Annotated in this window: 22 protein-coding genes and 1 tRNA gene; 13 read left to right on the top strand and 10 right to left on the bottom strand. The window is 66.4% G+C overall.

Going from position 1 to position 22,700, the window contains the following annotated elements; all coding sequences use genetic code 11:
• The 6 genes from Q3A80_RS09035 to lpxC all read left to right on the top strand — a co-directional run bounded on the left by Q3A80_RS09035 (position 1) and on the right by lpxC (position 6,135).
• On the top strand, positions 1 to 942 hold the full coding sequence (locus Q3A80_RS09035; RefSeq protein WP_446328700.1) for a D-alanine--D-alanine ligase: 942 nt from the start codon (positions 1 to 3) through the stop codon (positions 940 to 942).
• Positions 943 to 961: 19 nt separating this feature from the next.
• Positions 962 to 1,714: a cell division protein FtsQ/DivIB gene (locus Q3A80_RS09030; protein WP_124610652.1), complete on the top strand. Its 753-nt coding sequence runs from the start codon at positions 962 to 964 to the stop codon at positions 1,712 to 1,714.
• 26 nt (positions 1,715 to 1,740) lie between these two features.
• The gene (gene ftsA / locus Q3A80_RS09025; RefSeq protein ID WP_006752447.1) at positions 1,741 to 2,973 is read left to right on the top strand and encodes a cell division protein FtsA; all 1,233 of its coding nucleotides are present in this window, start codon (positions 1,741 to 1,743) and stop codon (positions 2,971 to 2,973) included.
• A 112-nt stretch (positions 2,974 to 3,085) separates the two neighbouring features.
• Positions 3,086 to 4,282: a cell division protein FtsZ gene (ftsZ, locus tag Q3A80_RS09020; RefSeq protein WP_011883181.1), complete on the top strand. Its 1,197-nt coding sequence runs from the start codon at positions 3,086 to 3,088 to the stop codon at positions 4,280 to 4,282.
• 189 nt (positions 4,283 to 4,471) lie between these two features.
• The gene (locus tag Q3A80_RS09015; protein WP_011655895.1) at positions 4,472 to 4,978 is read left to right on the top strand and encodes a peroxiredoxin; all 507 of its coding nucleotides are present in this window, start codon (positions 4,472 to 4,474) and stop codon (positions 4,976 to 4,978) included.
• 239 nt (positions 4,979 to 5,217) lie between these two features.
• The gene (gene lpxC / locus Q3A80_RS09010; protein ID WP_446328699.1) at positions 5,218 to 6,135 is read left to right on the top strand and encodes a UDP-3-O-acyl-N-acetylglucosamine deacetylase; all 918 of its coding nucleotides are present in this window, start codon (positions 5,218 to 5,220) and stop codon (positions 6,133 to 6,135) included.
• A 67-nt stretch (positions 6,136 to 6,202) separates the two neighbouring features.
• Here the strand turns inward: lpxC and Q3A80_RS09005 are convergent, their stop codons facing one another.
• Positions 6,203 to 6,682 carry a DciA family protein gene (locus tag Q3A80_RS09005; RefSeq protein ID WP_446328698.1) on the bottom strand — a complete coding sequence of 160 codons (480 nt, stop codon included), beginning with the start codon at positions 6,680 to 6,682 and terminating at the stop codon, positions 6,203 to 6,205.
• Between the two features lie 267 nt (positions 6,683 to 6,949).
• On the opposite strand from Q3A80_RS09005, the gene secA reads away from it, so the two are divergent.
• The 4 genes from secA to Q3A80_RS08985 all read left to right on the top strand — a co-directional run bounded on the left by secA (position 6,950) and on the right by Q3A80_RS08985 (position 12,481).
• The gene (secA, locus tag Q3A80_RS09000; protein ID WP_446328697.1) at positions 6,950 to 9,748 is read left to right on the top strand and encodes a preprotein translocase subunit SecA; all 2,799 of its coding nucleotides are present in this window, start codon (positions 6,950 to 6,952) and stop codon (positions 9,746 to 9,748) included.
• A 147-nt stretch (positions 9,749 to 9,895) separates the two neighbouring features.
• Positions 9,896 to 11,137 carry a bifunctional glutamate N-acetyltransferase/amino-acid acetyltransferase ArgJ gene (argJ, locus tag Q3A80_RS08995; protein ID WP_446328696.1) on the top strand — a complete coding sequence of 414 codons (1,242 nt, stop codon included), beginning with the start codon at positions 9,896 to 9,898 and terminating at the stop codon, positions 11,135 to 11,137.
• Positions 11,138 to 11,156: 19 nt separating this feature from the next.
• Positions 11,157 to 12,026, top strand: a complete 870-nt coding sequence (locus Q3A80_RS08990; RefSeq protein ID WP_446328695.1) for an ATP-binding protein — start codon at positions 11,157 to 11,159, stop codon at positions 12,024 to 12,026.
• A complete protein-coding gene (locus Q3A80_RS08985) occupies positions 12,023 to 12,481 on the top strand; it encodes an NUDIX domain-containing protein (RefSeq protein WP_446328694.1) in 459 nt (152 codons plus the stop codon). The genes Q3A80_RS08990 and Q3A80_RS08985 overlap by 4 nt, the downstream gene beginning before the upstream one ends.
• 61 nt (positions 12,482 to 12,542) lie before the next feature.
• Here Q3A80_RS08985 and Q3A80_RS08980 read toward each other — a convergent pair whose 3' ends face one another.
• From Q3A80_RS08980 to Q3A80_RS08940, 9 genes are all read right to left on the bottom strand, one after another.
• Positions 12,543 to 12,743, bottom strand: a complete 201-nt coding sequence (locus Q3A80_RS08980) for a DNA gyrase inhibitor YacG (protein WP_006756830.1) — start codon at positions 12,741 to 12,743, stop codon at positions 12,543 to 12,545.
• Between the two features lie 28 nt (positions 12,744 to 12,771).
• Positions 12,772 to 13,527, bottom strand: coding sequence for a cell division protein ZapD (gene zapD, locus Q3A80_RS08975; RefSeq protein ID WP_446328693.1), 756 nt, complete (start codon positions 13,525 to 13,527; stop codon positions 12,772 to 12,774).
• A gap of 106 nt (positions 13,528 to 13,633) precedes the next feature.
• Positions 13,634 to 14,242 carry a dephospho-CoA kinase gene (coaE, locus tag Q3A80_RS08970; protein ID WP_446328692.1) on the bottom strand — a complete coding sequence of 203 codons (609 nt, stop codon included), beginning with the start codon at positions 14,240 to 14,242 and terminating at the stop codon, positions 13,634 to 13,636.
• Positions 14,243 to 14,335: 93 nt separating this feature from the next.
• Positions 14,336 to 15,247: a prepilin peptidase gene (locus Q3A80_RS08965; RefSeq protein ID WP_446328691.1), complete on the bottom strand. Its 912-nt coding sequence runs from the start codon at positions 15,245 to 15,247 to the stop codon at positions 14,336 to 14,338.
• 44 nt (positions 15,248 to 15,291) lie between these two features.
• On the bottom strand, positions 15,292 to 16,497 hold the full coding sequence (locus Q3A80_RS08960; RefSeq protein WP_446328690.1) for a type II secretion system F family protein: 1,206 nt from the start codon (positions 16,495 to 16,497) through the stop codon (positions 15,292 to 15,294).
• Positions 16,498 to 16,502: 5 nt separating this feature from the next.
• Positions 16,503 to 17,780 (bottom strand): GspE/PulE family protein, encoded by a 1,278-nt coding sequence (locus Q3A80_RS08955; protein ID WP_446328689.1) that lies wholly within the window; start codon positions 17,778 to 17,780, stop codon positions 16,503 to 16,505.
• Between the two features lie 82 nt (positions 17,781 to 17,862).
• The gene (locus tag Q3A80_RS08950; RefSeq protein WP_446328688.1) at positions 17,863 to 19,152 is read right to left on the bottom strand and encodes an HlyC/CorC family transporter; all 1,290 of its coding nucleotides are present in this window, start codon (positions 19,150 to 19,152) and stop codon (positions 17,863 to 17,865) included.
• 149 nt (positions 19,153 to 19,301) lie between these two features.
• Positions 19,302 to 19,378, bottom strand: a tRNA-Pro gene (locus tag Q3A80_RS08945).
• A 149-nt stretch (positions 19,379 to 19,527) separates the two neighbouring features.
• The gene (locus Q3A80_RS08940; RefSeq protein ID WP_446328687.1) at positions 19,528 to 20,523 is read right to left on the bottom strand and encodes a polyprenyl synthetase family protein; all 996 of its coding nucleotides are present in this window, start codon (positions 20,521 to 20,523) and stop codon (positions 19,528 to 19,530) included.
• A gap of 210 nt (positions 20,524 to 20,733) precedes the next feature.
• Here Q3A80_RS08940 and rplU point away from each other — a divergent pair, with 210 nt between their 5' ends.
• The 3 genes from rplU (at position 20,734) to cgtA (ending at position 22,633) form a co-directional block, all read left to right on the top strand.
• Positions 20,734 to 21,045 carry a 50S ribosomal protein L21 gene (gene rplU / locus Q3A80_RS08935; protein WP_006025184.1) on the top strand — a complete coding sequence of 104 codons (312 nt, stop codon included), beginning with the start codon at positions 20,734 to 20,736 and terminating at the stop codon, positions 21,043 to 21,045.
• Positions 21,046 to 21,069: 24 nt separating this feature from the next.
• Positions 21,070 to 21,333 (top strand): 50S ribosomal protein L27, encoded by a 264-nt coding sequence (rpmA, locus tag Q3A80_RS08930; RefSeq protein ID WP_006476999.1) that lies wholly within the window; start codon positions 21,070 to 21,072, stop codon positions 21,331 to 21,333.
• A gap of 187 nt (positions 21,334 to 21,520) precedes the next feature.
• Complete coding sequence (gene cgtA, locus Q3A80_RS08925; RefSeq protein ID WP_446328686.1) at positions 21,521 to 22,633, top strand: Obg family GTPase CgtA; 1,113 nt, start codon at positions 21,521 to 21,523, stop codon at positions 22,631 to 22,633.
• Positions 22,634 to 22,700: the final 67 nt, after the last annotated feature.

Genomic DNA, 22,700 nt, shown 5'->3' with positions numbered 1-22,700 from the left:
ATGAGCGGGATCGATCCGAAACGTTTCGGCAAGGTGGCGGTGTTGTTCGGCGGCGAATCCGCCGAGCGCGAGGTGTCGCTCACCTCGGGCCGCCTCGTGCTGCAGGGCCTGCGCGACGCGGGCGTCGACGCGCATCCGTTCGACCCGGCCGAGCGGCCGCTGTCGGCGCTGAAGGACGAAGGCTTCGTGCGCGCGTTCAACGCGCTGCACGGCGGCTACGGCGAGAACGGCCAGATCCAGGGCGCGCTCGACTTCTACGGGATCCGCTACACGGGCAGCGGCGTGCTCGGCTCCGCGCTGGGCCTCGACAAGTTCCGCACGAAGCTCGTGTGGCAGCAGACGGGCGTGCCGACGCCGCCGTTCGAGACGGTGATGCGCGGCGACGACTACGCGGCGCGCGCGACGGAGATCGTCGCGAAGCTCGGCCTGCCGCTGTTCGTGAAGCCGGCGAGCGAAGGCTCGAGCGTCGCGGTGCTGAAGGTGAAGACGGCCGACGCGTTGCCCGCCGCACTGTCGGAGGCGGCGACGCACGACAAGATCGTGATCGTCGAGAAGAGCATCGAAGGCGGCGGCGAATACACCGCGTGCATCGCCGGCGATCTCGACCTGCCGCTGATCAAGATCGTGCCGGCCGGCGAGTTCTACGACTACCACGCGAAGTACGTGGCCGACGATACGCAATACCTGATTCCGTGCGGGCTGCCCGCCGAACAGGAAACGGAACTGAAGCGCATCGCGCGCCGCGCGTTCGACGTGCTCGGCTGCACCGACTGGGGCCGTGCGGACTTCATGCTCGACGCCGCCGGCAACGCGTATTTCCTGGAAGTGAACACGGCCCCCGGGATGACCGACCATTCGCTGCCGCCGAAGGCCGCGCGCTCGATCGGCATCAGCTATTCGGAGCTGGTCGTGAAGGTGCTGTCGCTTACGCTCAACGACTGACGCAGGAACGGAACGACGTATGTGGAACAACGTTCGCCAACTCAACCTTGCCGCCAGCGCGCTGTACGCGCTGCTGCTGCTCGTGTTGGCGGCGGCCGGCTGCTACTGGCTGATCCAGCGTCCGACGTTCGCGCTGCGCGAAATCCGGATCGACGGCGACACCGAGCACATCAACACGCCGACGGTGCGGGCAGGCGTGGTCGGACGGCTGAAGGGCAATTTCTTCACGGTCGATCTCGACACCGCGCGCGCCGCGTTCGAGCAGATGCCGTGGGTGCGCCACGCGAGCGTGCGCCGGGTGTGGCCGAATGCGCTGGCTGTCACGCTCGAGGAGTACAAACCGCTCGGGACCTGGGGTAGCGCGCAACTCGTCAGCGTCGACGGCGAGCTGTTCACCGCGAACCAGGGCGAACTGGATCAGGAACTGCCCGCGTTCGACGGCCCGGAAGGCAGCGCGAAGGAAGTCGTCACGCGGTACCGCGACTTCGCGAACTGGTTTGCGCCGCTGAAGGCGGCGCCGGAAGAAGTGACGCTGTCGGCGCGCTACGCGTGGACGGTGAAGCTGTCGAACGGCATGCAGGTCGAGCTTGGCAAGGAGCGCACCAGCGAGACCCTGCATGACCGGAGCCAGCGCCTCGTCGCCGCATGGCCGGCCGTCACGGAGCGTTGGGGCAACGACATCGAGTACGCGGACCTGCGTTATCCGAACGGATTCGCGATTCGAGCGGCAGGCATGCGGTTCCTGACCGATACCGACAAGCGCAAGAAGTAACGAGAGATCACACGCAAGAGCACTTTATGAGCAAAGACTACAAGGATCTGCTGGTTTCCCTCGACATCGGCACGTCGAAGGTGGTGGCCATCGTCGCCGAGCTGAAGGGCGAAGGCCATTACGAGGTGATCGGCCTCGGCCAGAGCGAATCGAAAGGTCTGAAGAAGGGCGTGGTGGTCAACATCGAGGCCACCGTGCAGTCGATCCAGCGCGCGCTCGAGGAAGCCGAGCTGATGGCCGACTGCAAGATCACCAACGTGTTCACGGGGATCGCGGGCAGCCATATCCGCAGCTTCAACTCGAGCGGGATGGTCGCGATCAAGGACAAGGAAGTCACGCAGACGGACGTCGCGCGCGTGATCGAGACCGCGAAGGCGATCAACATCCCGACCGACCAGCAGGTGCTGCATATCCTCACGCAGGAATTCATCATCGACGGCCAGGAAGACGTGCGCGAGCCGATCGGGATGAGCGGCATCCGGCTGGAGGTGAAGGTGCACATCGTGACGGGCGCGGTCAGCGCCGCGCAGAACATCGTCAAGTGCGTGCGCCGCTGCGGGCTGGAAGTGAACGACCTGATCCTGCAGCCGCTCGCGTCGTCGCTGGCCGTGCTGACGGAAGACGAGAAGGATCTCGGCGTGGTGCTGGTCGACATCGGCGGCGGCACGACCGACATCGCGATCTTCGCCGAAGGCGCGATCCGCCACACCGCGGTAATTCCGATCGCCGGCGACCAGATCACGAGCGACATCGCGATGGCGCTGCGCACGCCGACGCCCGACGCGGAAGACATCAAGGTCGGCTACGGGATCGCGAAGCAGGCGCTCGCCGATCCGGACGAGATGGTCGAAGTGCCGGGCCTCGGCGAACGCGGTCCGCGCACGCTGTCGCGCCAGGCGCTCGCCGCGGTGATCGAGCCGCGTGTCGAAGAGCTGTTCTCGCTCGTGCAGCAGGTCGTGCGCGAGTCGGGTTACGAAGAACTGCTGAGCTCCGGCGTGGTCATTACCGGCGGGGCATCGATGATGCCGGGCATGGTCGAGCTCGGCGAAGACATTTTCCTGAAACCGGTGCGCATCGGCGCGCCGGAATACGCAGGCGGCCTCGCCGACGTGGTGCGCAATCCGCGCTACTCGACGGCGATGGGCCTGCTCGTCGAAGGAAGCGCTCAGCGCATGCGCGGCCGCAAGGTCGCGGTGCAGTCCGGCAACGCGGGGCAGATCTTCTCGCGGATGAAGGAATGGTTCCTGAGCAATTTCTGACCGCAACGAATCGAAATTCGCGCTGGTGCCGGCGGCTGGCGCGCGACAGGGGGTTGCCCGATCTCCTGCCGAATAACGGCCGAGTAGTTTTATTTTCTTGACGGAGGCAACAATGGAATTCGAAATGCTGGAAACCGAAACCAACGGCACCATCATCAAGGTGGTCGGCGTTGGCGGCGCTGGCGGCAATGCCGTGCAGCACATGATCAACCGTGGCGTGCAGGGCGTCGACTTCATCGTGATGAACACCGACGCACAGGCGCTGTCGCGTGCGCGCGCACCGTCCGTGATCCAGCTCGGCAACACCGGCCTCGGCGCCGGCGCGAAGCCGGAAATGGGCAAGGCGGCGGCGGAAGAGGCGCGCGAGCGCATCGCCGATGCACTGCGCGGCGCGCACATGGTGTTCATCACGGCCGGCATGGGCGGCGGCACGGGCACGGGCGCAGCGCCGGTGGTCGCGCAGATCGCGAAAGAGATGGGCATCCTGACGGTCGGCGTCGTCAGCAAGCCGTTCGAGTTCGAAGGCGGCAAGCGCATGCGCGTCGCGGAAGCAGGCTCGCAGCAACTGGAGGATCACGTCGACTCGCTGATCGTCGTCCTGAACGACAAGCTGTTCGACGTGATGGGCGATGACGCCGAGATGGACAAGTGCTTCCAGTGCGCGGACGACGTGTTGAACAACGCAGTCGCGGGCATCGCCGAAATCATCAATGTCGACGGCCTCGTGAACGTCGACTTCGAAGACGTGAAGACGGTGATGGGCGAGCAGGGCAAGGCGATGATGGGCACGGCGACGGTCGCCGGCGTCGATCGCGCGCGCCTCGCGGCGGAACAGGCCGTGGCGAGCCCGCTGCTCGAAGGCGTCGATCTGTCGGGCGCGCGCGGCGTGCTGGTCAACATCACGTCGAGCCGTTCGCTGCGCCTGTCGGAAACGCGCGAAGTGATGAACACGATCAAGAGCTACGCGGCGGAAGATGCGACGGTGATCTTCGGTGCGGTGTACGACGACGCGATGGGCGATGCACTGCGCGTGACGGTCGTGGCGACGGGTCTGGGCCGTGCGGCGAAGAAGCAGCAATCGGCTCCGATGACGCTGCTGCGCACCGGCACCGACAACCAGCCGGTCAGCGCGGTCTCGCACGGCTATGCACAGCCGCAGCACGTCAGCACGGCCGACTACGGCGCGCTCGATACGCCGGCGGTGTGGCGCAACTCGCGCGAAACCGCGGCATCGCACGTGCAGGCGCTGCAGGAGAAGGGTGTCGACACGTACGACATTCCGGCTTTCCTGCGCAAGCAGGCTGACTGACGACGTACACAGGCGAAGCCGCGGCGAAGCTGCCGCGGTAACGCCGGCGTGACGGATGCCACGGACCACGACAGGCCGCGTCGGATGCGACGCCGGGCCGGGAGACGTGCCCTCTTCGCATGAGCGGAGCGGGATGGGACGTGCTGTCCGCGACACGCTGAAAAACCGTATCGCTATGAGGGACCAGCCATGATTCAAGTGGGCGACGCGCTGCCCGACGCGCAACTGTTCGAGTTCATCGACGACGCGCGCGCAGGCTGCACGCTGGGGCCGAACGCCTTCAGCGTGCGCGACCAGGTTGCGGGAAAGCGGGTGGTGATCTTCGGATTGCCGGGCGCTTTCACGCCGACCTGTTCGGCGCAGCATGTGCCGGGCTATGTCGAGCACGCCGAGCAACTGCGCTCGGCCGGCATCGACGAGCTCTGGTGCGTGTCCGTCAACGACGCATTCGTGATGGGCGCATGGGGACGTGATCTGCACACCGCGGGCAAGGTGCGCATGATGGCGGACGGCAGCGCTGCTTTCACTCATGCGCTGGGGCTGACGCAGGATTTGTCCGCGCGTGGCATGGGAATCCGTTCCCTGCGCTACGCGATGGTGGTCGACGACGGTGTGGTCAAGACGCTGGCCGTCGAAGCGCCGGGCAAGTTCGAAGTGAGCGATGCGGCGAGTGTGCTCGCGACGTTGACGTCCTGATCGTGCGGTGCGCCGTTGCCTGCCGGCAACGCTGCTCACCGGCCTTTAGGGCGGTCGTAACACGGGTCGATGACCGGAAACGCCTCCGTTCCGGGCATCGGCCCGTCCCGTATCGACACGGGTAACCAGTCGAAACAGATATACGCAGTTTCAAACAGCGGCGAATAGGGAATTACGCTATAATCTCACCTATCGAATATAACTCCTGATTGAGAATCTCAATCAAGTTGAAGAACACCATGCTGAAGCAGCGCACCATCAAATCGATCGTGAAGACCGTGGGCATTGGTCTCCACTCGGGCCGCAAGGTCGAACTGACGCTCCGCCCGGCCGCGCCGGGCACGGGGATCGTTTTCTCGCGCGTCGACCTGCCCACGCCCGTCGACATCCCGGCATCGGCGATGTCGATCGGCGACACGCGGCTCGCATCGGTGCTGCAGAAGGATGGCGCGCGCGTGTCGACCGTCGAGCATCTGATGTCGGCGTGCGCCGGCCTCGGCATCGACAATCTCTATGTCGACGTGACGGCCGAGGAAATTCCGATCATGGACGGCAGCGCCGCGTCCTTCGTGTTCCTGATCCAGTCCGCGGGCATCGAGGAGCAGAACGCGCCGAAGCGTTTCATCAAGGTGAAGAAGCCGGTCGAAATCCGCGACGGCGACAAGTTCGCGCGTCTCGATCCGTTTTTCGGCTTCAAGCTGAAGTTCACGATCGATTTCCGTCATCCGGCCGTCGACAAGACCGGCCAGGAACTCGAGGTCGATTTCGCGAACACGTCGTACGTGCGCGAGATCGCGCGTGCGCGCACGTTCGGCTTTGCGCATGAAGTCGAAATGATGCGCGAACTGGGGCTCGCGCGCGGCGGCAGCATGGACAACGCGATCGTGCTCGACGAGTACCGGATCCTCAACAACGACGGGCTGCGTTACGACGACGAGTTCGTGAAGCACAAGATGCTCGACGCGATCGGCGACCTGTACGTGGTCGGCCATCCGCTGCTCGCGTCGTACACGGCGTACAAGTCGGGTCACGGGTTGAACAATGCGCTGCTGCGCGAGCTGCTCGCGCACGAGGACGCATACGAGATCGTCACGTTCGACGATCCGCAGGCCGCCCCGAGCGGCTTCGCGTTCGATACGCAGACGGCGTTCGCCTGACCGGCACGCCGCGCGAGCGATAAAAAAGCGACCCTCGGGTCGCTTTTTTGTTGGGCGGGCGCCGCGCTCAGCGCGACGACTTCGCGCCGTGCCGGGCGGCCATCCGCGCGAGCGCCGCCTGCAGCGGCGACGGCTCCAGATGATCGGCGAGGTCGCGCAACGCGGCGGCGCCGACGGTCGTCATCCGCGCCTGCTTCACGTGCGGCGGCTCCGGCGCGTCCTTCGGCCGCACGCGCACGCGCAGCGCCGAAACGGGCCAGCCGCGTTTCTGCAGATCGGCGAGCAGACGCGGCTCGACCTGCCGCAGCCGGGCCGCGAGCGCGTTGTGCGCGGCAAAGAGGGTCAGGGTGCCGTCCTTGATGGAGCCCGGTTCGACATGATTCGCAAGATAGTCGGGCAGGAGCGCGGCGAGGTCGCGCTGCAGCGACGCGACCTGCTCGACGCCGGCGCGCAGCGCCGCGAACGCGTCGGTGCGGTTGAGCACTTCGGACACGGGTTGCGGGCGATACGCGGGGAGCGGGCCGAAACGCTTGGAAAATCGGTTCATCGAGGCATTCTTCGGGCGCGCACGCGCGCGGACGTTGACGCCGATTGTACCCGCGCCGGGTTGCGCACGGGCGGCTTTCGGGCCGGGTGTCCGGTCGCCCGCGCGGCCCCGGCGCGCTGCGCGAGTCCGGCCGGGACACCGGCGCATGCTTCCCCGCGTGCTAAAATTCCTCGTTTGATTCCACTAATTCGCTAAGCCGCCGGGGCTCGGGCGTCGGGGCGCGCAACACGCGCCGGGCGCCGGTGCTGCGACGCAGGATCCGATCCGATGACAACCGGTTTTCTCCAGAAAATTTTTGGCAGCCGCAACCAGCGGCTCGTCAAGCAATACCAAAAGACCGTCGCGACGATCAATGCGCTCGAAACGCAGATCGAGAAGCTGACGGACGACCAGTTGCGCGGCAAGACGGATGAATTCCGCCAGCGGATCGCGGGCGGCGAGTCGCTCGACAAGCTGCTGCCCGAGGCGTTCGCGGTTTGCCGGGAGGCGAGCCGCCGCGTGCTGAAGATGCGCCACTTCGACGTGCAGCTGATCGGCGGCATGGTGCTGCACTACGGCAAGATCGCCGAAATGCGCACCGGCGAGGGCAAGACGCTCGTCGCGACGCTGCCGGTGTACCTGAATGCGCTGGCCGGCCGCGGCGTGCACGTCGTGACGGTCAACGACTACCTCGCGCAGCGCGACGCCGAATGGATGGCGCGCCTCTACAACTTCCTCGGTCTGTCGGTCGGCATCAACCTGTCCGGCATGGAGCACGAGCAGAAGCAGCAGGCGTATGCGGCCGACATCACGTACGGCACGAACAACGAATTCGGCTTCGACTACCTGCGCGACAACATGGTCTACGAGACCGACGCGCGCGTGCAGCGGGCACTGAACTTTGCAGTCGTCGACGAAGTCGACTCGATCCTGATCGACGAGGCGCGTACGCCGCTGATCATCTCCGGCCAGGCGGAAGACCACACCGAACTGTACGTGCGGATGAACGCGCTGCCGCCGCTGCTCGAGCGCCAGATCGGCGAGGAGAAGGCCGACGGCACGGGCGTCGAGAAGCCGGGCGACTACACGCTCGACGAGAAGTCGCGCCAGGTGTTCCTGACGGAGTCGGGCCACGAGAAGGCCGAGCGGCTGCTCGCCGAGTGGGGCCTGATCGGCGAGGGCGAGAGCCTGTACGCGCCGCAGAACATCACGCTGATGCACCACGTGTACGCGGCGCTGCGCGCGCACACGCTGTTCCACAAGGATCAGCACTATGTCGTGCAGAACGGCGAAGTGGTGATCGTCGACGAATTCACGGGCCGCCTGATGGCGGGCCGCCGCTGGTCCGACGGCCTGCACCAGGCGGTCGAGGCGAAGGAGCACGTGAAGATCCAGAGCGAGAACCAGACGCTCGCATCGATCACGTTCCAGAACTACTTCCGGATGTACGCGAAGCTCGCGGGCATGACCGGTACGGCCGACACCGAAGCGTACGAATTCAACGAGATCTACGGCCTCGAGACGGTCGTGATCCCGACCAACCGTCCGCCGAAGCGGATCGACAAGCAGGACCAGATCTACAAGACGGCCAAGGAGCGCTACGACGCGGTGATCCGCGACATTCGCGAGTGCTACGAGCGCGGCCAGCCGGTGCTGGTCGGCACGACGTCGATCGAGAACTCCGAGCTGCTGTCGCACCTGCTGAAGCAGGCCGGGCTGCCGCACGAGGTGCTGAACGCGAAGCAGCACGAGCGCGAAGCCGCGATCGTCGCGGAAGCCGGGCGTCCGAAGCGCATCACGATCGCGACCAACATGGCCGGCCGCGGTACCGACATCGTGCTCGGCGGCAATGCCGAGAAGCAGGCCGCGTTCATCGAGGCCGACGACGCGATTCCGGCCGACGAGAAGGCGCGCCGCATCAAGCAGCTGCACGACGAGTGGGAAACGCTGCACGAACAGGTGAAGGCCGCGGGCGGCCTGCACATCATCGGCACCGAGCGTCACGAATCGCGCCGGATCGACAACCAGCTGCGCGGCCGTGCGGGCCGCCAGGGCGATCCGGGCTCGTCGCGCTTCTACCTGTCGCTCGACGATCCGCTGCTGCGTATCTTCGCGGGCGACCGCGTGCGCTCGATCATGGATCGCCTGAAAATGCCGGAAGGCGAGGCGATCGAGGCAGGCATCGTCACGCGTTCGATCGAATCCGCGCAGCGCAAGGTCGAGGCACGCAACTTCGACATCCGCAAGCAGCTGCTCGAATACGACGACGTGTCGAACGACCAGCGCAAGGTGATCTACCAGCAGCGTAACGAACTGCTCGAAGCGCACGACATCACCGAGACGATCGCCGCGATGCGCCACGGCGTGATCGCCGAAGTCGTCCGCCAGTTCGTGCCGGAAGGCAGCATCGAGGAACAGTGGGACGTGCCGGAGCTCGAGGAAGCGCTGCGCAACGACTGGCAGCTCGACCTCGCGATCCAGGAAATGGTCAACGAGTCGTCGTCGATCACCGCTGAAGAGATTCTCGACGCCGTGACGACCGCCGCCGACGAGCAATACGACGCGAAGGTCGCGCTGGTCGGCCGCGAATCGTTCAGCGCGTTCGAACGCTCGGTGATGCTGCAGACGGTCGACCGCCTGTGGCGCGAACACCTTGCGGCGCTCGACCATCTGCGCCAGGGCATCCACCTGCGCGGCTATGCGCAGAAGAACCCGAAGCAGGAATACAAGCGCGAGGCGTTCGAACTGTTCGCCGCGATGCTCGAGGCGATCAAGCAGGAAGTCACGCGCATCGTGATGAACGTGCAGATCCAGTCGCCGGAGCAGCTCGAGGAAGCCGCCGAGCAGATCGAGGAGCGCAGCGGTCATCTCGAGAACGTCGAGTACCAGCACGCCGACTATGCGGAAGCCGGCGCGCCGGTCGCGAACGTCGCGGCGGCCACCGCCGCCACGGCGACGGCCGACATGGTCGGCAGCGCGATGACCCACAGCGGCCCGGGCGGCGAGATGCCGAAGGTCGGCCGCAACGACCCGTGCCCGTGCGGCAGCGGCAAGAAGTACAAGCAATGTCACGGTAAGCTGTCGTGATCGGCGGCGGCGCGCGTGCGCGCGCCGCGTCGTTCGTTCGCAGCTTCGAGTCAGTGATGTAAGTTGCGGCGGCCCGTTCCCGCGGCCGCCGGTTCTTCCAATCGATGCCGGCGCGTGCCGGCATTTTCCATCCGGCAGGTGTGCCCCATGGCTGTCAATTTTCCGTCGATCGATCCCGCCCAACTGTATCCCGTCGCCGGCGTCACGCTCGGCTGGGCGGAGGCGAACATCCGCAAGCCGAATCGCAAGGACGTGCTGGTCATCTCCGTCGACGAAGGGGCGACGGTCGCCGGCGTATTCACCGAGAACCGTTTCTGCGCCGCGCCGGTGATCGTGTGCCGCGAACATCTGGCCAAGGTGCGCGCGGGCGGCGCGGGCATTCGCGCGCTCGTCGTGAACACGGGCAACGCGAATGCGGGCACCGGCGAGCCGGGCCTCGCGAACACCCGTGAAACCTGCGCGGAGCTCGCGCGCCTCGCGGGCCTCGATGCCGCGCAGGTGCTGCCGTTCTCGACCGGCGTGATTCTCGAGCCGCTGCCGATCGACCGCCTGAAGGCCGGGTTGCCGGCCGCGCTCGCGAACCGCAAGGCCGCGAACTGGTATGACGCCGCGCAGGCGATCATGACGACGGACACGCTGCCGAAGGCCGCGTCGCGCCAGGTCACGATCGACGGCCACACGGTCACGCTGACCGGCATCAGCAAGGGTGCCGGGATGATCAAGCCGAACATGGCGACGATGCTCGGCTTCCTCGCGTTCGATGCGAACGTCGCGCAGCCGGTGCTCGACACGCTCGTGAAGGAAGTGGCCGACCGCTCGTTCAACTGCATCACGATCGACGGCGATACGTCGACGAACGATTCGTTCATCCTGATTGCATCGGGCAAGAGCACGCTGCCCGCGATCGCGTCGACCGACTCGCCGGCCTATGCGGCGCTGCGCGACGCGGTCACGCAGGTCGCGCAAGAGCTGTCGCAGCTGATCGTGCGCGACGGCGAAGGCGCGACGAAATTCATGACCGTGCAGGTCGAAGGCGGCAAGAGCGTCGCCGAGTGCCGCCAGATCGCCTATGCGATCGGCCACTCGCCGCTCGTGAAGACGGCCTTCTACGCATCCGACCCCAACCTCGGCCGCATTCTCGCGGCGATCGGCTATGCGGGCGTCACCGATCTCGACGTCGGCAAGATCGATCTCTATCTCGACGACGTGCTCGTCGCGAAGGCGGGCGGGCGCAACCCGGCGTATCAGGAAGAGGACGGTCAGCGCGTGATGAAGCAGAGCGAAATCACGATCCGCGTGCTGCTCGGCCGCGGCGACGCGCAGGCAACCATCTGGACGTGCGACCTGTCGCACGATTACGTGAGCATCAACGCGGATTACCGCTCCTGACCGGGAGCGCTCGAACGACATGGACAAGCTCGAACAGTTTCTGACACGTGCCGAAGCGCTGCTCGGCCGTCTCGAAGGGATGCTGCCGCCCGCGCCGGCGGCCGTCGACTGGAATGCCGCCACCGCATTCCGCTGGCGCAAGCGGCAGGGGCGCGGCTATCTGCAGCCGGTGCCGGCTGCATCGTCGATCACGCTCGGCGACCTGCACAACATCGATCGCCAGAAAGGGCTGATCGAACAGAACACGCGACAGTTCGTGCAGCGCAAGCCGGCGAACAACGTGCTGCTGACCGGTGCGCGCGGCACCGGCAAGTCGTCGCTGATCAAGGCGTGCCTGAACGCGTATGCGAAGGACGGGCTGCGCCTGATCGAAGTCGACAAGGACGACCTGCACGATCTCGGCGACATCGTCGAGCTGATCTCGCAGCGCCCGGAGCGGTTCATCGTGTTCTGCGACGATCTGTCGTTCGAGGACGGCGAATCGGGGTACAAGGCGCTGAAGGTCGCGCTGGACGGCTCGATCGCCGCACAGTCGGACAACGTGCTGATCTACGCGACGTCGAACCGCCGCCATCTGTTGCCCGAGTACATGAGCGACAACGAGTCGTACAAGCATCTGCCGGACGGCGAGATCCATCCCGGCGAAGTGGTCGAGGAAAAGATCTCGCTGTCGGAGCGCTTCGGCCTGTGGGTCAGCTTCTACCCGTTCAAGCAGGACGACTACCTCGACATCGTCGGACACTGGCTGCGCCATTTCGGGTGTGCGGATACCGAGATCGAGGCCGCACGCGGCGATGCGCTCGTCTGGGCGCTCGAGCGCGGTTCGCGCTCGGGGCGCGTCGCATGGCAGTTCGCGCGCGACTGGTCGGGCCGCAAGGAGCAGGCATGAGCGTGGATTCCGCAGCAGGCGCGGCGCGCGCGCCCGACGGCCGCAAGGTGACGGAAGTCGCTGTCGGCGTGATGGTGCAGCCGGACGGCCCGGTCGGCCGCTGCCGCTACCTGCTCGCGCAGCGGCTGCAGGGCAAGCCGTACGAAGGCTACTGGGAATTCCCGGGCGGCAAGCTCGAGGCCGGCGAGAGCGTCGAGGACGCGCTGGCCCGTGAACTGCACGAGGAGCTTGGCATCGTCGTCACGGCCAGCCATCGCTGGCACACGCTCGAGCACGATTATCCGCATGCGTACGTGCGGCTCTATTTCTGCAAGGTGACGGGCTGGACGGGCGAGCCGCACAGCAAGGAAGGGCAGGCGTTCGTGTGGCAGCAACTGCCGGTCGATGTCGCGCCGCTGTTGCCGGCCGCGCTGCCGGTACTGGAACTGCTCGAGAAGGAAGCGGCGTCGCAATGACGCCGTGGCGGCCCGCCTGAAACGCGGGCCATATCGCCGGACGGGCGGCGCCGCGCGCCGCTCAGCTGTCGCGGCGGTCGTCCGTGCCGTCTTCTTCCGACGACGGACCTTCGTCGGAAGAGCCGCCGATCCGATACTTTTCTGCCGCCCATGCGCCGAGATCGAGCTGCTTGCAGCGGGCCGAACAGAACGGACGGAACTTGTTTTCAGGCGTCCAGCGCACTTCTGCGCCGCACGAAGGACATTTCACAACGGTAGTCATACGAAAGCGTCGAACCGGCACGCGGCCGTTACAGATTGCACAGTGTCAGATGGAACGGCACGTCGATGTCCACCGCGCGCGGCCGCACGTCGCCGTCCTGCATGGTGAACCGTACCCACAGCATGTATTTGTTGGCGCTGGCTTCGGGGATCACGCGCAGCTCCGGCGACACGCGCACCTGCATCAGCTGGTAGCTGCGCCCCGACAGCATCTGCTGGTAGCTGCCCTGCATCGCCATCACCTTCGAAGCCTGGCCCGATTCGCGCGCGAGACGCAGCACGATCGCCGCGGCGTCGCGCAGCGGCAGCAGCGGCATGATCCATTTCGCGATGTCCTGACGGCGCTGTTCGGCCGGCCATTGTTGCCACGCGTAATACGACGGCAGGTCGAACTTGCAGGTGCCGCCGGGAATCACCGCGCGGCTGCGGATGCTCGCGAGCCACTCGTTGTCGACCAGATGCTGGCCGGTCTTGCCCTGCATCTGCGCAAGATTCGCGAGCGTCTGCTCGATTTCGCCGAGCACGGCTTCGAGCGCATTCTGTTCGATGCCCGGATTGCCGCGAAAGGGAGCGAGCGTCTGGCGCTGACGTTCGAGTTCCTTCATCAGATCCGATTTCAGGTCCGCACGGCCCGTGACCTCGGCGATTTCGAACAGCGTCGTCAGCGCGACGTGATGTTCACGCGCGTCCTCCTGAGCCAAAAAGAACGCGAAGCGCTCGAACAGGTCCTCGAGGCGCAGCAGCGTGCGAATTCGCTCGTTGAACGGATACTCGTAAAGAATCAAGCGCGCTCGCCTCTCGGGTAGGGATTGAAACAATGCAGGACATTCTAATGCTCACGCTCTACCCTAGCAACGCGCCAATTTCGTACACCATCACGATCGCGCGGCGTCACCGCGCGGCGGCCGCGAATTCGAGATAGCGTTGGTGCAGTGCGTCGACCTGCGCGGCGAGCTCGGCGGGCGTTGCCGCATCGTTGACGATCACGTCGTCGGCGGCCGCGAGACGCGCTTCGCGCGTCGCCTGTCTCGCGATGATCGCTTCGACCTGTTCGCGCGTGAAACCGTTGCGCCGCATCACGCGCGCGATCTGCGTTTCGACCGGACAGTCGACCACCAGCACGCGGTTGCTGCGTGCCTTCCAATTGCCTGATTCCACGAGCAGCGGCACGACGAACATCACGTACGAGCCCTGCGCGTCGCGGGCTTCGCGATCGGTCTCCGCGCGGATCAGCGGATGCGTGATCGCTTCGAGGCGGCGGCGTGCGTCGTCGTCGCTGAAAATGAGTGCGCGCATCCTGGCGCGATCGAGCGAGCCGTCGGCCGAGACGAAGTCCGGTCCGAATGCGTGTTCGATCGCCGGCATCGCGAGCCCGCCGGGCGCGGTGATGCGGTGCGCGATCAGGTCGGTATCGACGAGCGATGCGCCGCGCGCGGCGAACATGTCGGCGACGGTCGTCTTGCCGCTGCCGATGCCGCCGGTGAGTCCTATTGCAAACATGTGAACCTCCGCCGGGCCGCCACAACGAAACGACGCGCGCTTCCGCGATGCAGCGAACGAAGCGAACGAAGCGGACGCGGGCGGCGCATCATGTCAGCCGCCGAGCGCCGAATAAAAAGGGGTACCGAAAAACAGTGTCGCGACGCCGCCGGCAGCGAGGAACGGGCCGAACGGAATCGGCTCCTCGAAGCGCATGCGGCCGCGCCAGGTCGCGACGAGCCCGACGATCGCGCCCGTCACCGCGGCGAACAGCACGACCTGCGGCAGTGCGGCCCAGCCCATCCATGCGCCGAGCGCGGCGAGCAGCTTCAGGTCGCCGAAGCCGATGCCCTCGATCCCGCGCAGCCATTTGAACAACCAGTAGATCGACCACAGGAACAGGTAGCCGGCCATCGCGCCGACCACGGCCGAACGCAGCGACGTGAACGTGCCGCCGAGATTCAGCGCGAGCCCCGCCCACAGCAGCGGCAGCGTCATCGAATCGGGCAGGTAGCCGGTCCGGACGTCGATCGCGCTCATCGCGAGCAGTGCGGCGCACAGCCCGAACGCGGCGAGTGCCGCGACCGTGGGGCCGAACGCGGCGAGCGAACCGGCGGCGAGCAGCGCGCCGGCGAGTTCGACGAGCGGATAGCGTATGCCGATCGCATGGCCGCACTGACGGCAGCGGCCGCGCAACATCAGATAGCTGACGAGCGGAATGTTTTCCCACGCGCGCAGCACGTGGCCGCAATGCGGGCAGGCGCTGCGCGGGCGCCACAGATCGTAGTGCGGCGGATAGCCGTCGTCCGGTGCGGCGCTCGCGGCGCCCGTCGCTTCGGCGATTTCGGCCTGCCATGCGCGCTGCATCATTACCGGGACCCGGTGCACGACGACGTTCACGAAGCTGCCGACGCACAGGCCGAGCACGACGGCGAATGCATACTGCACCGCGTGCGGCAGCATCGCCAGTGCGAGCAACGTGCTGTCGGGCGAATCGAAAACGGCGGTCAGGGGCACGGGCGTCATGGGCTCGGGTTCGGGCATCAAAGGCGACAGAATCGGTTGCGATGCTACACCACGTTGCCCAGCTGAAGGATGGGCAGATACATCGCGATCACGAGGCCGCCGACGAGGGCGCCGAGCACGACCACGATCAGCGGTTCGCCGAGCGCGGCAAGCGCATCGAGGCGCGCGTCGAGCTGACGCTCGCAGAGCGCGGCGATGTCGGCGAGCATCGTGTCGAGCGCGCCGGTTTCCTCGGCGACGGCGATCGGCTGCACGACGTCGTCCGGGAAGCAGGCGGCCGCGCGCATTGCGTCGGCAAGCCGCGCACCGCGCAGCACGCGCGCCGCGATCTGCGCGGTGGCCTGCGCGAATACCGGATGGCCGGCCGTGCGCTCCAGCGTCGCAAATGCATCCGCGAGCGGTACGCCGGCACCGAGCAGCGTTGCGAGCGAGCGGCACCAGCGCGCGGTCGCGAACCGCGTGAGCGCGCTGCCGACGACCGGCGCGTTCAGCAGCTGCCGCGCGGCCGTGTAGCGCAGCGACGGCGAGCGGCGCAGCACATGATGCACGGCGAGTCCGGCCGCGGCTGCGGCGGCGGCGAACGTGCCGCCCCACGCCGATGTCGCGGAAGAGACGGCGAGCAACGCGCGGGTCGGCGCCGGCAGCGTCGCGCCGAAGCCGTCGAAGATCTGCCGGAACGTCGGCACGACCCATACCATCAGCGCGGCCGAGATCGCGAGCGCGAACGCGATGACGGCGACCGGATACGCGAGCGCGGCACGCAGCTTGCGCCATTGCGCGTCGGCGCGCTCGCGGTGCTCCGCGACGCGGGTCAGCACGGTGCCGAGCGCGCCCGATGCTTCGCCTACCTCGATCAACTGTCGATACAACGTGCCGAACTGCGACGGATAGCGCGCGAGCGCGGCGGCGAAACGTTGCCCGCCGACGATCTCGCGTGCGAGGCCGGCGGCGATGCGCGGCAACCCGTCGCGCGTGCGGGTGCGGGCGAGCATCTCGAGCGACGGTGCGAGCGGCAGCCCGGCTTGCAGCAAGCTCGCGAGCTGACGCGTGAAGCGCGTGACCTCGCGTGCGCCGGCCGCGGGCGGCCGGGCCGTGCCGCGCGCGTCGAGCGCCAGCACCGCGATGCCGTCGCGCGCGAGCGCCTCACGTGCGGCGGCGGCGTCGAATGCGATGACGTTTCCGCGGCATCGCGCGCCGTCGCGGCGACGGCCGCGCCATGCGAAGCGGGTTTCGTGCGGCGGCGCTCGCATCGCGCTCACACGTCGGGCGTCGCGGCCAGCGCTTCCGCGACGCTCGTCGTGCCGTCGCGAACGTGCGCGAGCGCTGCGTCGCGCAGACTGCGGACACCCTCGGCCGCCGCGCATTGCGCGAGCGTTCCGACGCTCGCGCGCGCGACGATGCGTTCAGCCATCTCCGCGGAAACCGGCATCGTCTGGTGCAGACCGATCCGGCCTCGATAACCGATACCGTGGCAGGCAGCACAGCCGCGCGCGACGAACGGACGCCATCCGGATTCCAGTGCCGCCGGATCGCAGCCCGCGTCGCGCAGCGCGCGCACCGGCGCGTCCGAGCGCACGCGGCACGCGGCGCACAGGCGCCGAACGAGGCGCTGCGCGGTGACGAGCCGCAACGCGGCCGCCAGGTTGTATGGCGCGACGCCGATGTCGAGCAGTCGCGCGACGGCTGCCGGCGCATCGTTCGTGTGCAGCGTCGACAGCACGAGGTGTCCGGTCTGCGCGGCCTTGATCGCGACGTCGGCCGTTTCCGCATCGCGAATCTCGCCGACCATGATGACGTCCGGATCCTGCCGCAGCAGCGCGCGCAGCGCCGTGGCGAACGTGAGCCCGGCCTTTTCGGCGACGCCGACCTGATTGATTCCGTCGAGCTGGATCTCGGCCGGATCCTCGACCGTGCATACGTTGTGCGCATCGCGATCGAGCATCTGCAGCGCGCAGTAGAGCGACAGCGTCTTGCCGCTGCCGGTCGGGCCCGTGACCAGCACGAGACCATGCGGCGCGCGGATCGCGGCCTCCATCGCCGCGGCCTGCCGCGCGTCGAAGCCGAGGCGCGCGAGCGTGAGGTCGGGCGGCAGCGTGTCGAGGCGGCGCAGCACGAGTTTCTCGCCGAACAGCGTCGGAAGCGAACTGACGCGGTAATCGCCCCGCATGCCGCCGTCGACTGCGATGCGTAGCCGGCCGTCCTGCGGAAGCCGCCGTTCGGCGATGTCCATGCGCGCGAGCACCTTGATCCGCGTGACGAGCGCGTCGCGCAGATGAGCAGGCGGCCGCACGTGTTCATGCAGCACGCCGTCGACGCGCAGGCGGATGCGCCAGCCCGCTTCGAACGGTTCGACGTGGATGTCGGACGCGTCGCGCACGCGCGCGGCGTGCAGCGTGTCGGTCAGCAGCCGTACCGCGGGCGAGTCGTCGAGTTGCGTCGCGTCGAGCGAACGCGCGCGCTCGGCGGCCGATGCGTCGGTGGCGGCGGGCGGCCGCTGCGGGCGCGGGGCCGCCCCCGAAGGAGGGAATTGCATGTGAGCCGGCGCTCGGCCGCCTGTTGATCGTGACCGGCAAATGGTCGCGTATCGCGGGCGGCGCCGACAGTCGGCCGTTCGGCTAGCGGGCGGCGGCGCGCGTGCGCGTGCCGCGCGGCTTGAAGAGCTTGACCGTGCGCACGGCCTGATCGTCGCTGCGCATGACCTCGAGCATCACGTCGCCGATCTTCACGCACACGTCGCCTTCCGGAATTTCCTCGAGGATCTCGAGGATCAGGCCGTTCAGCGTCTTCGGCCCGTCGGTCGGCAGGTGCAGATGCAGCCAGCGATTCAGTTCGCGCAGCGGCATGCTGGCCGCGACGATGCATTCGCCGTTCTCGTTCCAGCCGCGTGCGCGCTCGCCGCGCGGCATCGACGTCGTGAATTCGCCGATCAGCTCCTCGATGATGTCCTCGGGCGTGACGAGCCCTTCGAGCTCGCCGTACTCGTTGACGACGAGCGCGGTGCGCTGCCGGCTTTCCTGGAAATACTGGAGCTGCTGGACGACCGGCGTGCCCGACGGCACGTAGTACGGCTCCGCGAGCAGCGTGCGCAGCGTTTCGCGGTCGAAATCCTGGTTGTGCAGCGCGGTGAGCGTCTTGCGCACGTGCAGCACGCCGAGCACCTTGTCGATGTCGCCTTCGTACACGACGAGGCGGTTGTGATAGCAGGTCTCGAGCTGATGCAGGATGTCGTCGAGCGGCGCGTAGAAGTTCAGCGACTCGATCTGGCGGCGCGGCACCATCACGTCGTCGACCGTGATGTTCTCCAGATCGAACAGGTTGAGCAGGATGCTGCGGTGCTTGGTCGGCATGAAGCTGCTCGACTCGAGCACGATCGCGCGCAGTTCGTCGGGCGACATCCGCTGGTCGCGGCCCTTCTTCGTATTGATGCGCAGCGCCCAGAGCACGCCGTTCGCGAGCGCGTTGACGAACCAGACGACCGGCTTGAACACGCGCATCAGCGGCGCGATCACGAGACTCGCCGGCAGCGCGATGCGCTCGGGAAAGGTCGCGCCGACGATCTTCGGCGCGATTTCCGCGAACACGATGATCAGGAACGCGACGATGCCGGTCGCGATCGACAGCGCGAGATTGTTACGGCCGAACGTATGCAGCGCGAGCGACGTCGTCAGGACCGGGATGATCGTGTTGAACAGGTTGTTGCCGATCAGGATCACGCTGAGCAGCAGGTCGGTGCGCGTGAGGAGGCCCTGCGTGGTTTTCGCGCCGAGCACGCCCTTGCCGGCGAGATGCTTCAACCGGTGCCGGTTGAGCGCCATCATCGCGGTCTCGGAAATGGAAAAGAAGCTGGAGCAGAGGAGAAGCAGGAAGACGGCGCCGATTTGCGCCCATAAGGGAATTTGGTCCACGCGTCGGAAAGGGCAGTGAAGGACAGGGATGGAGGAAATATAGCAGAGGCCGGCGGGCGCGATGTGTCGCGTGACGCATGGAGCCTGGGCGATCTGGCCGCGAGAAGGCAAAAAAAAACCGTGCACGGCGTGCACGGTTTTTTCAAATCTGGTCGGGGTGAGAGGATTCGAACCTCCGGCCTCTACGTCCCGAACGTAGCGCTCTACCAGGCTAAGCTACACCCCGATTTTTGCTCTTCGGACTCCGCCGTCTTCGTTAAGAATCGCTGCGTCGTCACAAGCAAGAACGTAACTATAACGATGTTTTTTCTAAAAGGGAATACCTTGGTGAAGAAATTTTTCGAGACAAGGTATCGCTTCCGGTTCGCCGCGCGTTTACGACTGCCGCGACGTCGAATACGAGCACAACCCGACGAGGCTTTCCTTGTAGATCGAATCGGGGAACGCGGCGATTGCGGCAGCGGCGGCCTGCGCTTCCTGTCGTGCGCATTCGAGCGTATGGTCGAGCGCACCCGAACGCGTGATCGCGTCGAAGATCGTATCGAAGCGGTCGGTGCCGCCCTGTTCGATCGCCTCGCGGGCGAGCGCCGACTGTTCCGGCGTGCCGCGTTCGATCAGATAGATGAGCGGCAGCGTCGGCTTGCCTTCGCGCAGGTCGTCGCCGGCATTCTTGCCCATCGCTTCTGCCGTGCCCGCATAGTCGAGCCAGTCGTCCATGATCTGGAACGCGGTGCCGATCCTGCGGCCGTATTCGGCGGCGGCGGCTTCGGTCGGCGCATCGGCGCCGGCGAGCACTGCGCCCAGGCGCGCCGACGCCTCGAACAGCTTTGCCGTCTTGTAGCGGATCACCTGCATGTAGCGCGTCTCGTCGACATCGGCGTCGTGCATGTTCAGAAGCTGCAGCACTTCGCCTTCTGAAATGATCGTCGTCGCCTCCGACAGGATTTCCATCACGCGCATCTTGCCGACGCCGACCATCATCTCGAACGAGCGCGAATAAAGGTAGTCGCCCACCAGCACGCTCGCCGCGTTGCCGAACAGCGCGTTGGCCGTCTGGCGGCCGCGCCGCAGTTCGGATTCGTCGACGACGTCGTCATGCAGCAGCGTGGCCGTGTGGATGAACTCGACGACGGCGGCCAGCACGTGCCGCTGGTGCGACGTCTCGCCGAGCGCGCCGGCGACGAGCAGCAGCAGCGCCGGACGCAGTCGCTTGCCGCCCGCGCCGATGATGTACTCGGCGATCTGGTTGATCAGCAGCACGTCGGACGCGAGGCTTTGCCGGATAACGCGATTCACCTGCTCCATGTCGCTGGCGATCGGAGCGAGCAGGTGGGCGGCGCTGAGGGTGGGGGAGGCGGTGGACGACGACATGATGATCGAAATGGGTGATGCCGCGGATTATAAGTCGAATCCGCGATATCCCGGTCCGCCGGACGTGCCGGCACGTCGTTTTTGGCCATCCGGCCAGCGCTTGCGCGCGGCAATCGTGGATCGGCTTTGACTTGGGTGCTAAGCCCATGTATAATCACGTGTTTTCCGCGCGTGGTGTGCGGAAAAATTGGATCCAGAGTGAGGTTCTCAATGTACGCGGTCATAAAAACCGGCGGCAAGCAGTACAAGGTTGCCGTTGGCGAAAAACTCAAAGTAGAACAGATACCGGCTGACATTGACGCTGAAATCACGCTCGACCAGGTTCTCGCAGTGGGCGAAGGCGAATCGATTAAGTTCGGTACGCCGCTGGTCAGTGGGGCTTCCGTCAAGGCCACCGTTGTGTCGCACGGTCGTCATGCCAAGGTCACCATCTTCAAGATGCGTCGCCGGAAGCACTACCAAAAGCACGGCGGCCACCGCCAGAACTACACTGAGCTGCGCATCGACGCGATCAACGCGTAAGCGCCTCGGTAAAGGAGCAATCAGATGGCACACAAAAAGGCAGGCGGCTCTTCCCGGAACGGCCGCGACTCCGAGTCGAAACGTCTCGGCGTGAAAGTGTACGGCGGCCAGGCGATCAACGCCGGCGGCATCATCGTGCGTCAGCGCGGTACGCGCATGCACGCTGGCGAGAACGTCGGCATGGGCAAGGATCACACCCTGTTCGCGCTGGTCGACGGTCACGTCAAGTTCGCGACCAAGGGCGCGGACAAGAAGCATCTGGTCATCGTCGTCCCGGCGGCTGCCTAAGTTCAGGCACCCACGGGCTTCGTAGCCGAAAGGCCCCGCAGTCTTCGCGGGGCCTTTTTTATTTGGCCGCCCGCGCGCACCTGCGCGCGGGCGGCTGTCGCGCAGTGGCGGAACATCGGCCGAACGGCAGATTGTTCAAGCGTGCCGGCGCGCGGCACAATAGCGGAAATACTGGTCGGAGTGACGAATGAAGTTCATTGACGAAGCACGAATCGAAGTCATCGCCGGCGACGGAGGCGATGGCAGCGCGTCGATGCGCCGCGAGAAATTCGTTCCGTTCGGCGGGCCGGACGGCGGCGACGGCGGCCGGGGCGGCAACGTCTACGCGATCGCCGACCGCAACATCAACACGCTGATCGACTACCGTTACGCGAAGAAGCATCTCGCGCGCAACGGCGAAAACGGTCGCGGCTCGGATTGCTACGGCAAGGGCGGCGACGACATCACGCTGCGCATGCCGGTCGGCACGGTCGTGACCGACATGGACACGGGCGAGCTCATTGCCGATCTGACCGAGCACGACCAGCAGGTGATGCTCGCAAAGGGCGGCGCCGGCGGTCTCGGCAACCTGCATTTCAAGTCCAGCACGAACCGCGCGCCGCGTCAGAAGACGGACGGCAAGCCCGGCGAACGCCGCATGCTGCGGCTCGAACTGAAGGTGCTGGCCGACGTCGGGCTGCTCGGCATGCCGAACGCCGGCAAGTCGACCTTCATCTCGTCGGTGTCGAACGCAAAGCCGAAGATCGCCGATTATCCGTTCACGACGCTCGCGCCGAATCTCGGCGTCGTGCGCGTCGGCCCGAGCAAGAGCTTCGTGATCGCCGATATCCCGGGGCTGATCGAGGGCGCGGCCGAAGGCGCGGGCCTCGGCCATCAGTTCCTGCGGCATCTGCAGCGCACCGGTGTGCTGCTGCATCTCGTCGATCTGGCCCCGTTCGATGAAAACGTCGATCCGGTCGCCGAAGCGACGGCGATCGTCGGCGAACTGCGCAAGTACGACGAGGCGCTCTACGAGAAGCCGCGCTGGCTCGTCCTCAACAAGCTCGACATGGTGCCGGAAGACGAGCGCGAAGCGCGCGTCGCCGATTTCCTCGACCGTTTCGGCTGGGACGGCCCGGTGTTCGAGATTTCGGCACTCACCGGCCAGGGCTGCGAAGCGCTGTGCTACGCGATCTACGACTACCTCGCCGAGCATTCGGACGCCCATCGCGCGGCGGAAGAGGAAGACCTGGCTGCGGACGTGCGGTTCCGCGATGCGTCGCCGGCCGATGGCGGTTCGACGTCCGGCGGCGACGCCTGAGCGGACCGGAAACGCACCGGGCGCGGTCCCGGTGCGGACATTTAATCGCGCCCGGCCGGGCAGGCAT

It is taken from the genome of Burkholderia sp. SR8, assembly GCF_052851275.1.
The sequence above is the reverse complement of the archived record's forward strand: the minus strand, read 5'-3'. Positions and strand labels throughout refer to the sequence as shown.

Excerpts from the sequence above, each read along its gene's own strand:
- Q3A80_RS09035 (WP_446328700.1), top strand. The coding sequence starts at position 1 with ATGAGCGGGATCGATCCGAAACGTTTCGGCAAGGTGGCGGTGTTGTTC.
- Q3A80_RS09030 (WP_124610652.1), top strand. The coding sequence starts at position 962 with ATGTGGAACAACGTTCGCCAACTCAACCTTGCCGCCAGCGCGCTGTAC.
- ftsA (WP_006752447.1), top strand. The coding sequence starts at position 1,741 with ATGAGCAAAGACTACAAGGATCTGCTGGTTTCCCTCGACATCGGCACG.
- ftsZ (WP_011883181.1), top strand. The coding sequence starts at position 3,086 with ATGGAATTCGAAATGCTGGAAACCGAAACCAACGGCACCATCATCAAG.
- Q3A80_RS09015 (WP_011655895.1), top strand. The coding sequence starts at position 4,472 with ATGATTCAAGTGGGCGACGCGCTGCCCGACGCGCAACTGTTCGAGTTC.
- lpxC (WP_446328699.1), top strand. The coding sequence starts at position 5,218 with ATGCTGAAGCAGCGCACCATCAAATCGATCGTGAAGACCGTGGGCATT.
- Q3A80_RS09005 (WP_446328698.1), bottom strand. The coding sequence starts at position 6,682 with ATGAACCGATTTTCCAAGCGTTTCGGCCCGCTCCCCGCGTATCGCCCG.
- secA (WP_446328697.1), top strand. The coding sequence starts at position 6,950 with ATGACAACCGGTTTTCTCCAGAAAATTTTTGGCAGCCGCAACCAGCGG.
- argJ (WP_446328696.1), top strand. The coding sequence starts at position 9,896 with ATGGCTGTCAATTTTCCGTCGATCGATCCCGCCCAACTGTATCCCGTC.
- Q3A80_RS08990 (WP_446328695.1), top strand. The coding sequence starts at position 11,157 with ATGGACAAGCTCGAACAGTTTCTGACACGTGCCGAAGCGCTGCTCGGC.
- Q3A80_RS08985 (WP_446328694.1), top strand. The coding sequence starts at position 12,023 with ATGAGCGTGGATTCCGCAGCAGGCGCGGCGCGCGCGCCCGACGGCCGC.
- Q3A80_RS08980 (WP_006756830.1), bottom strand. The coding sequence starts at position 12,743 with ATGACTACCGTTGTGAAATGTCCTTCGTGCGGCGCAGAAGTGCGCTGG.
- coaE (WP_446328692.1), bottom strand. The coding sequence starts at position 14,242 with ATGTTTGCAATAGGACTCACCGGCGGCATCGGCAGCGGCAAGACGACC.
- Q3A80_RS08965 (WP_446328691.1), bottom strand. The coding sequence starts at position 15,247 with ATGACGCCCGTGCCCCTGACCGCCGTTTTCGATTCGCCCGACAGCACG.
- Q3A80_RS08960 (WP_446328690.1), bottom strand. The coding sequence starts at position 16,497 with ATGCGAGCGCCGCCGCACGAAACCCGCTTCGCATGGCGCGGCCGTCGC.
- Q3A80_RS08955 (WP_446328689.1), bottom strand. The coding sequence starts at position 17,780 with ATGCAATTCCCTCCTTCGGGGGCGGCCCCGCGCCCGCAGCGGCCGCCC.
- Q3A80_RS08940 (WP_446328687.1), bottom strand. The coding sequence starts at position 20,523 with ATGTCGTCGTCCACCGCCTCCCCCACCCTCAGCGCCGCCCACCTGCTC.
- rplU (WP_006025184.1), top strand. The coding sequence starts at position 20,734 with ATGTACGCGGTCATAAAAACCGGCGGCAAGCAGTACAAGGTTGCCGTT.
- rpmA (WP_006476999.1), top strand. The coding sequence starts at position 21,070 with ATGGCACACAAAAAGGCAGGCGGCTCTTCCCGGAACGGCCGCGACTCC.
- cgtA (WP_446328686.1), top strand. The coding sequence starts at position 21,521 with ATGAAGTTCATTGACGAAGCACGAATCGAAGTCATCGCCGGCGACGGA.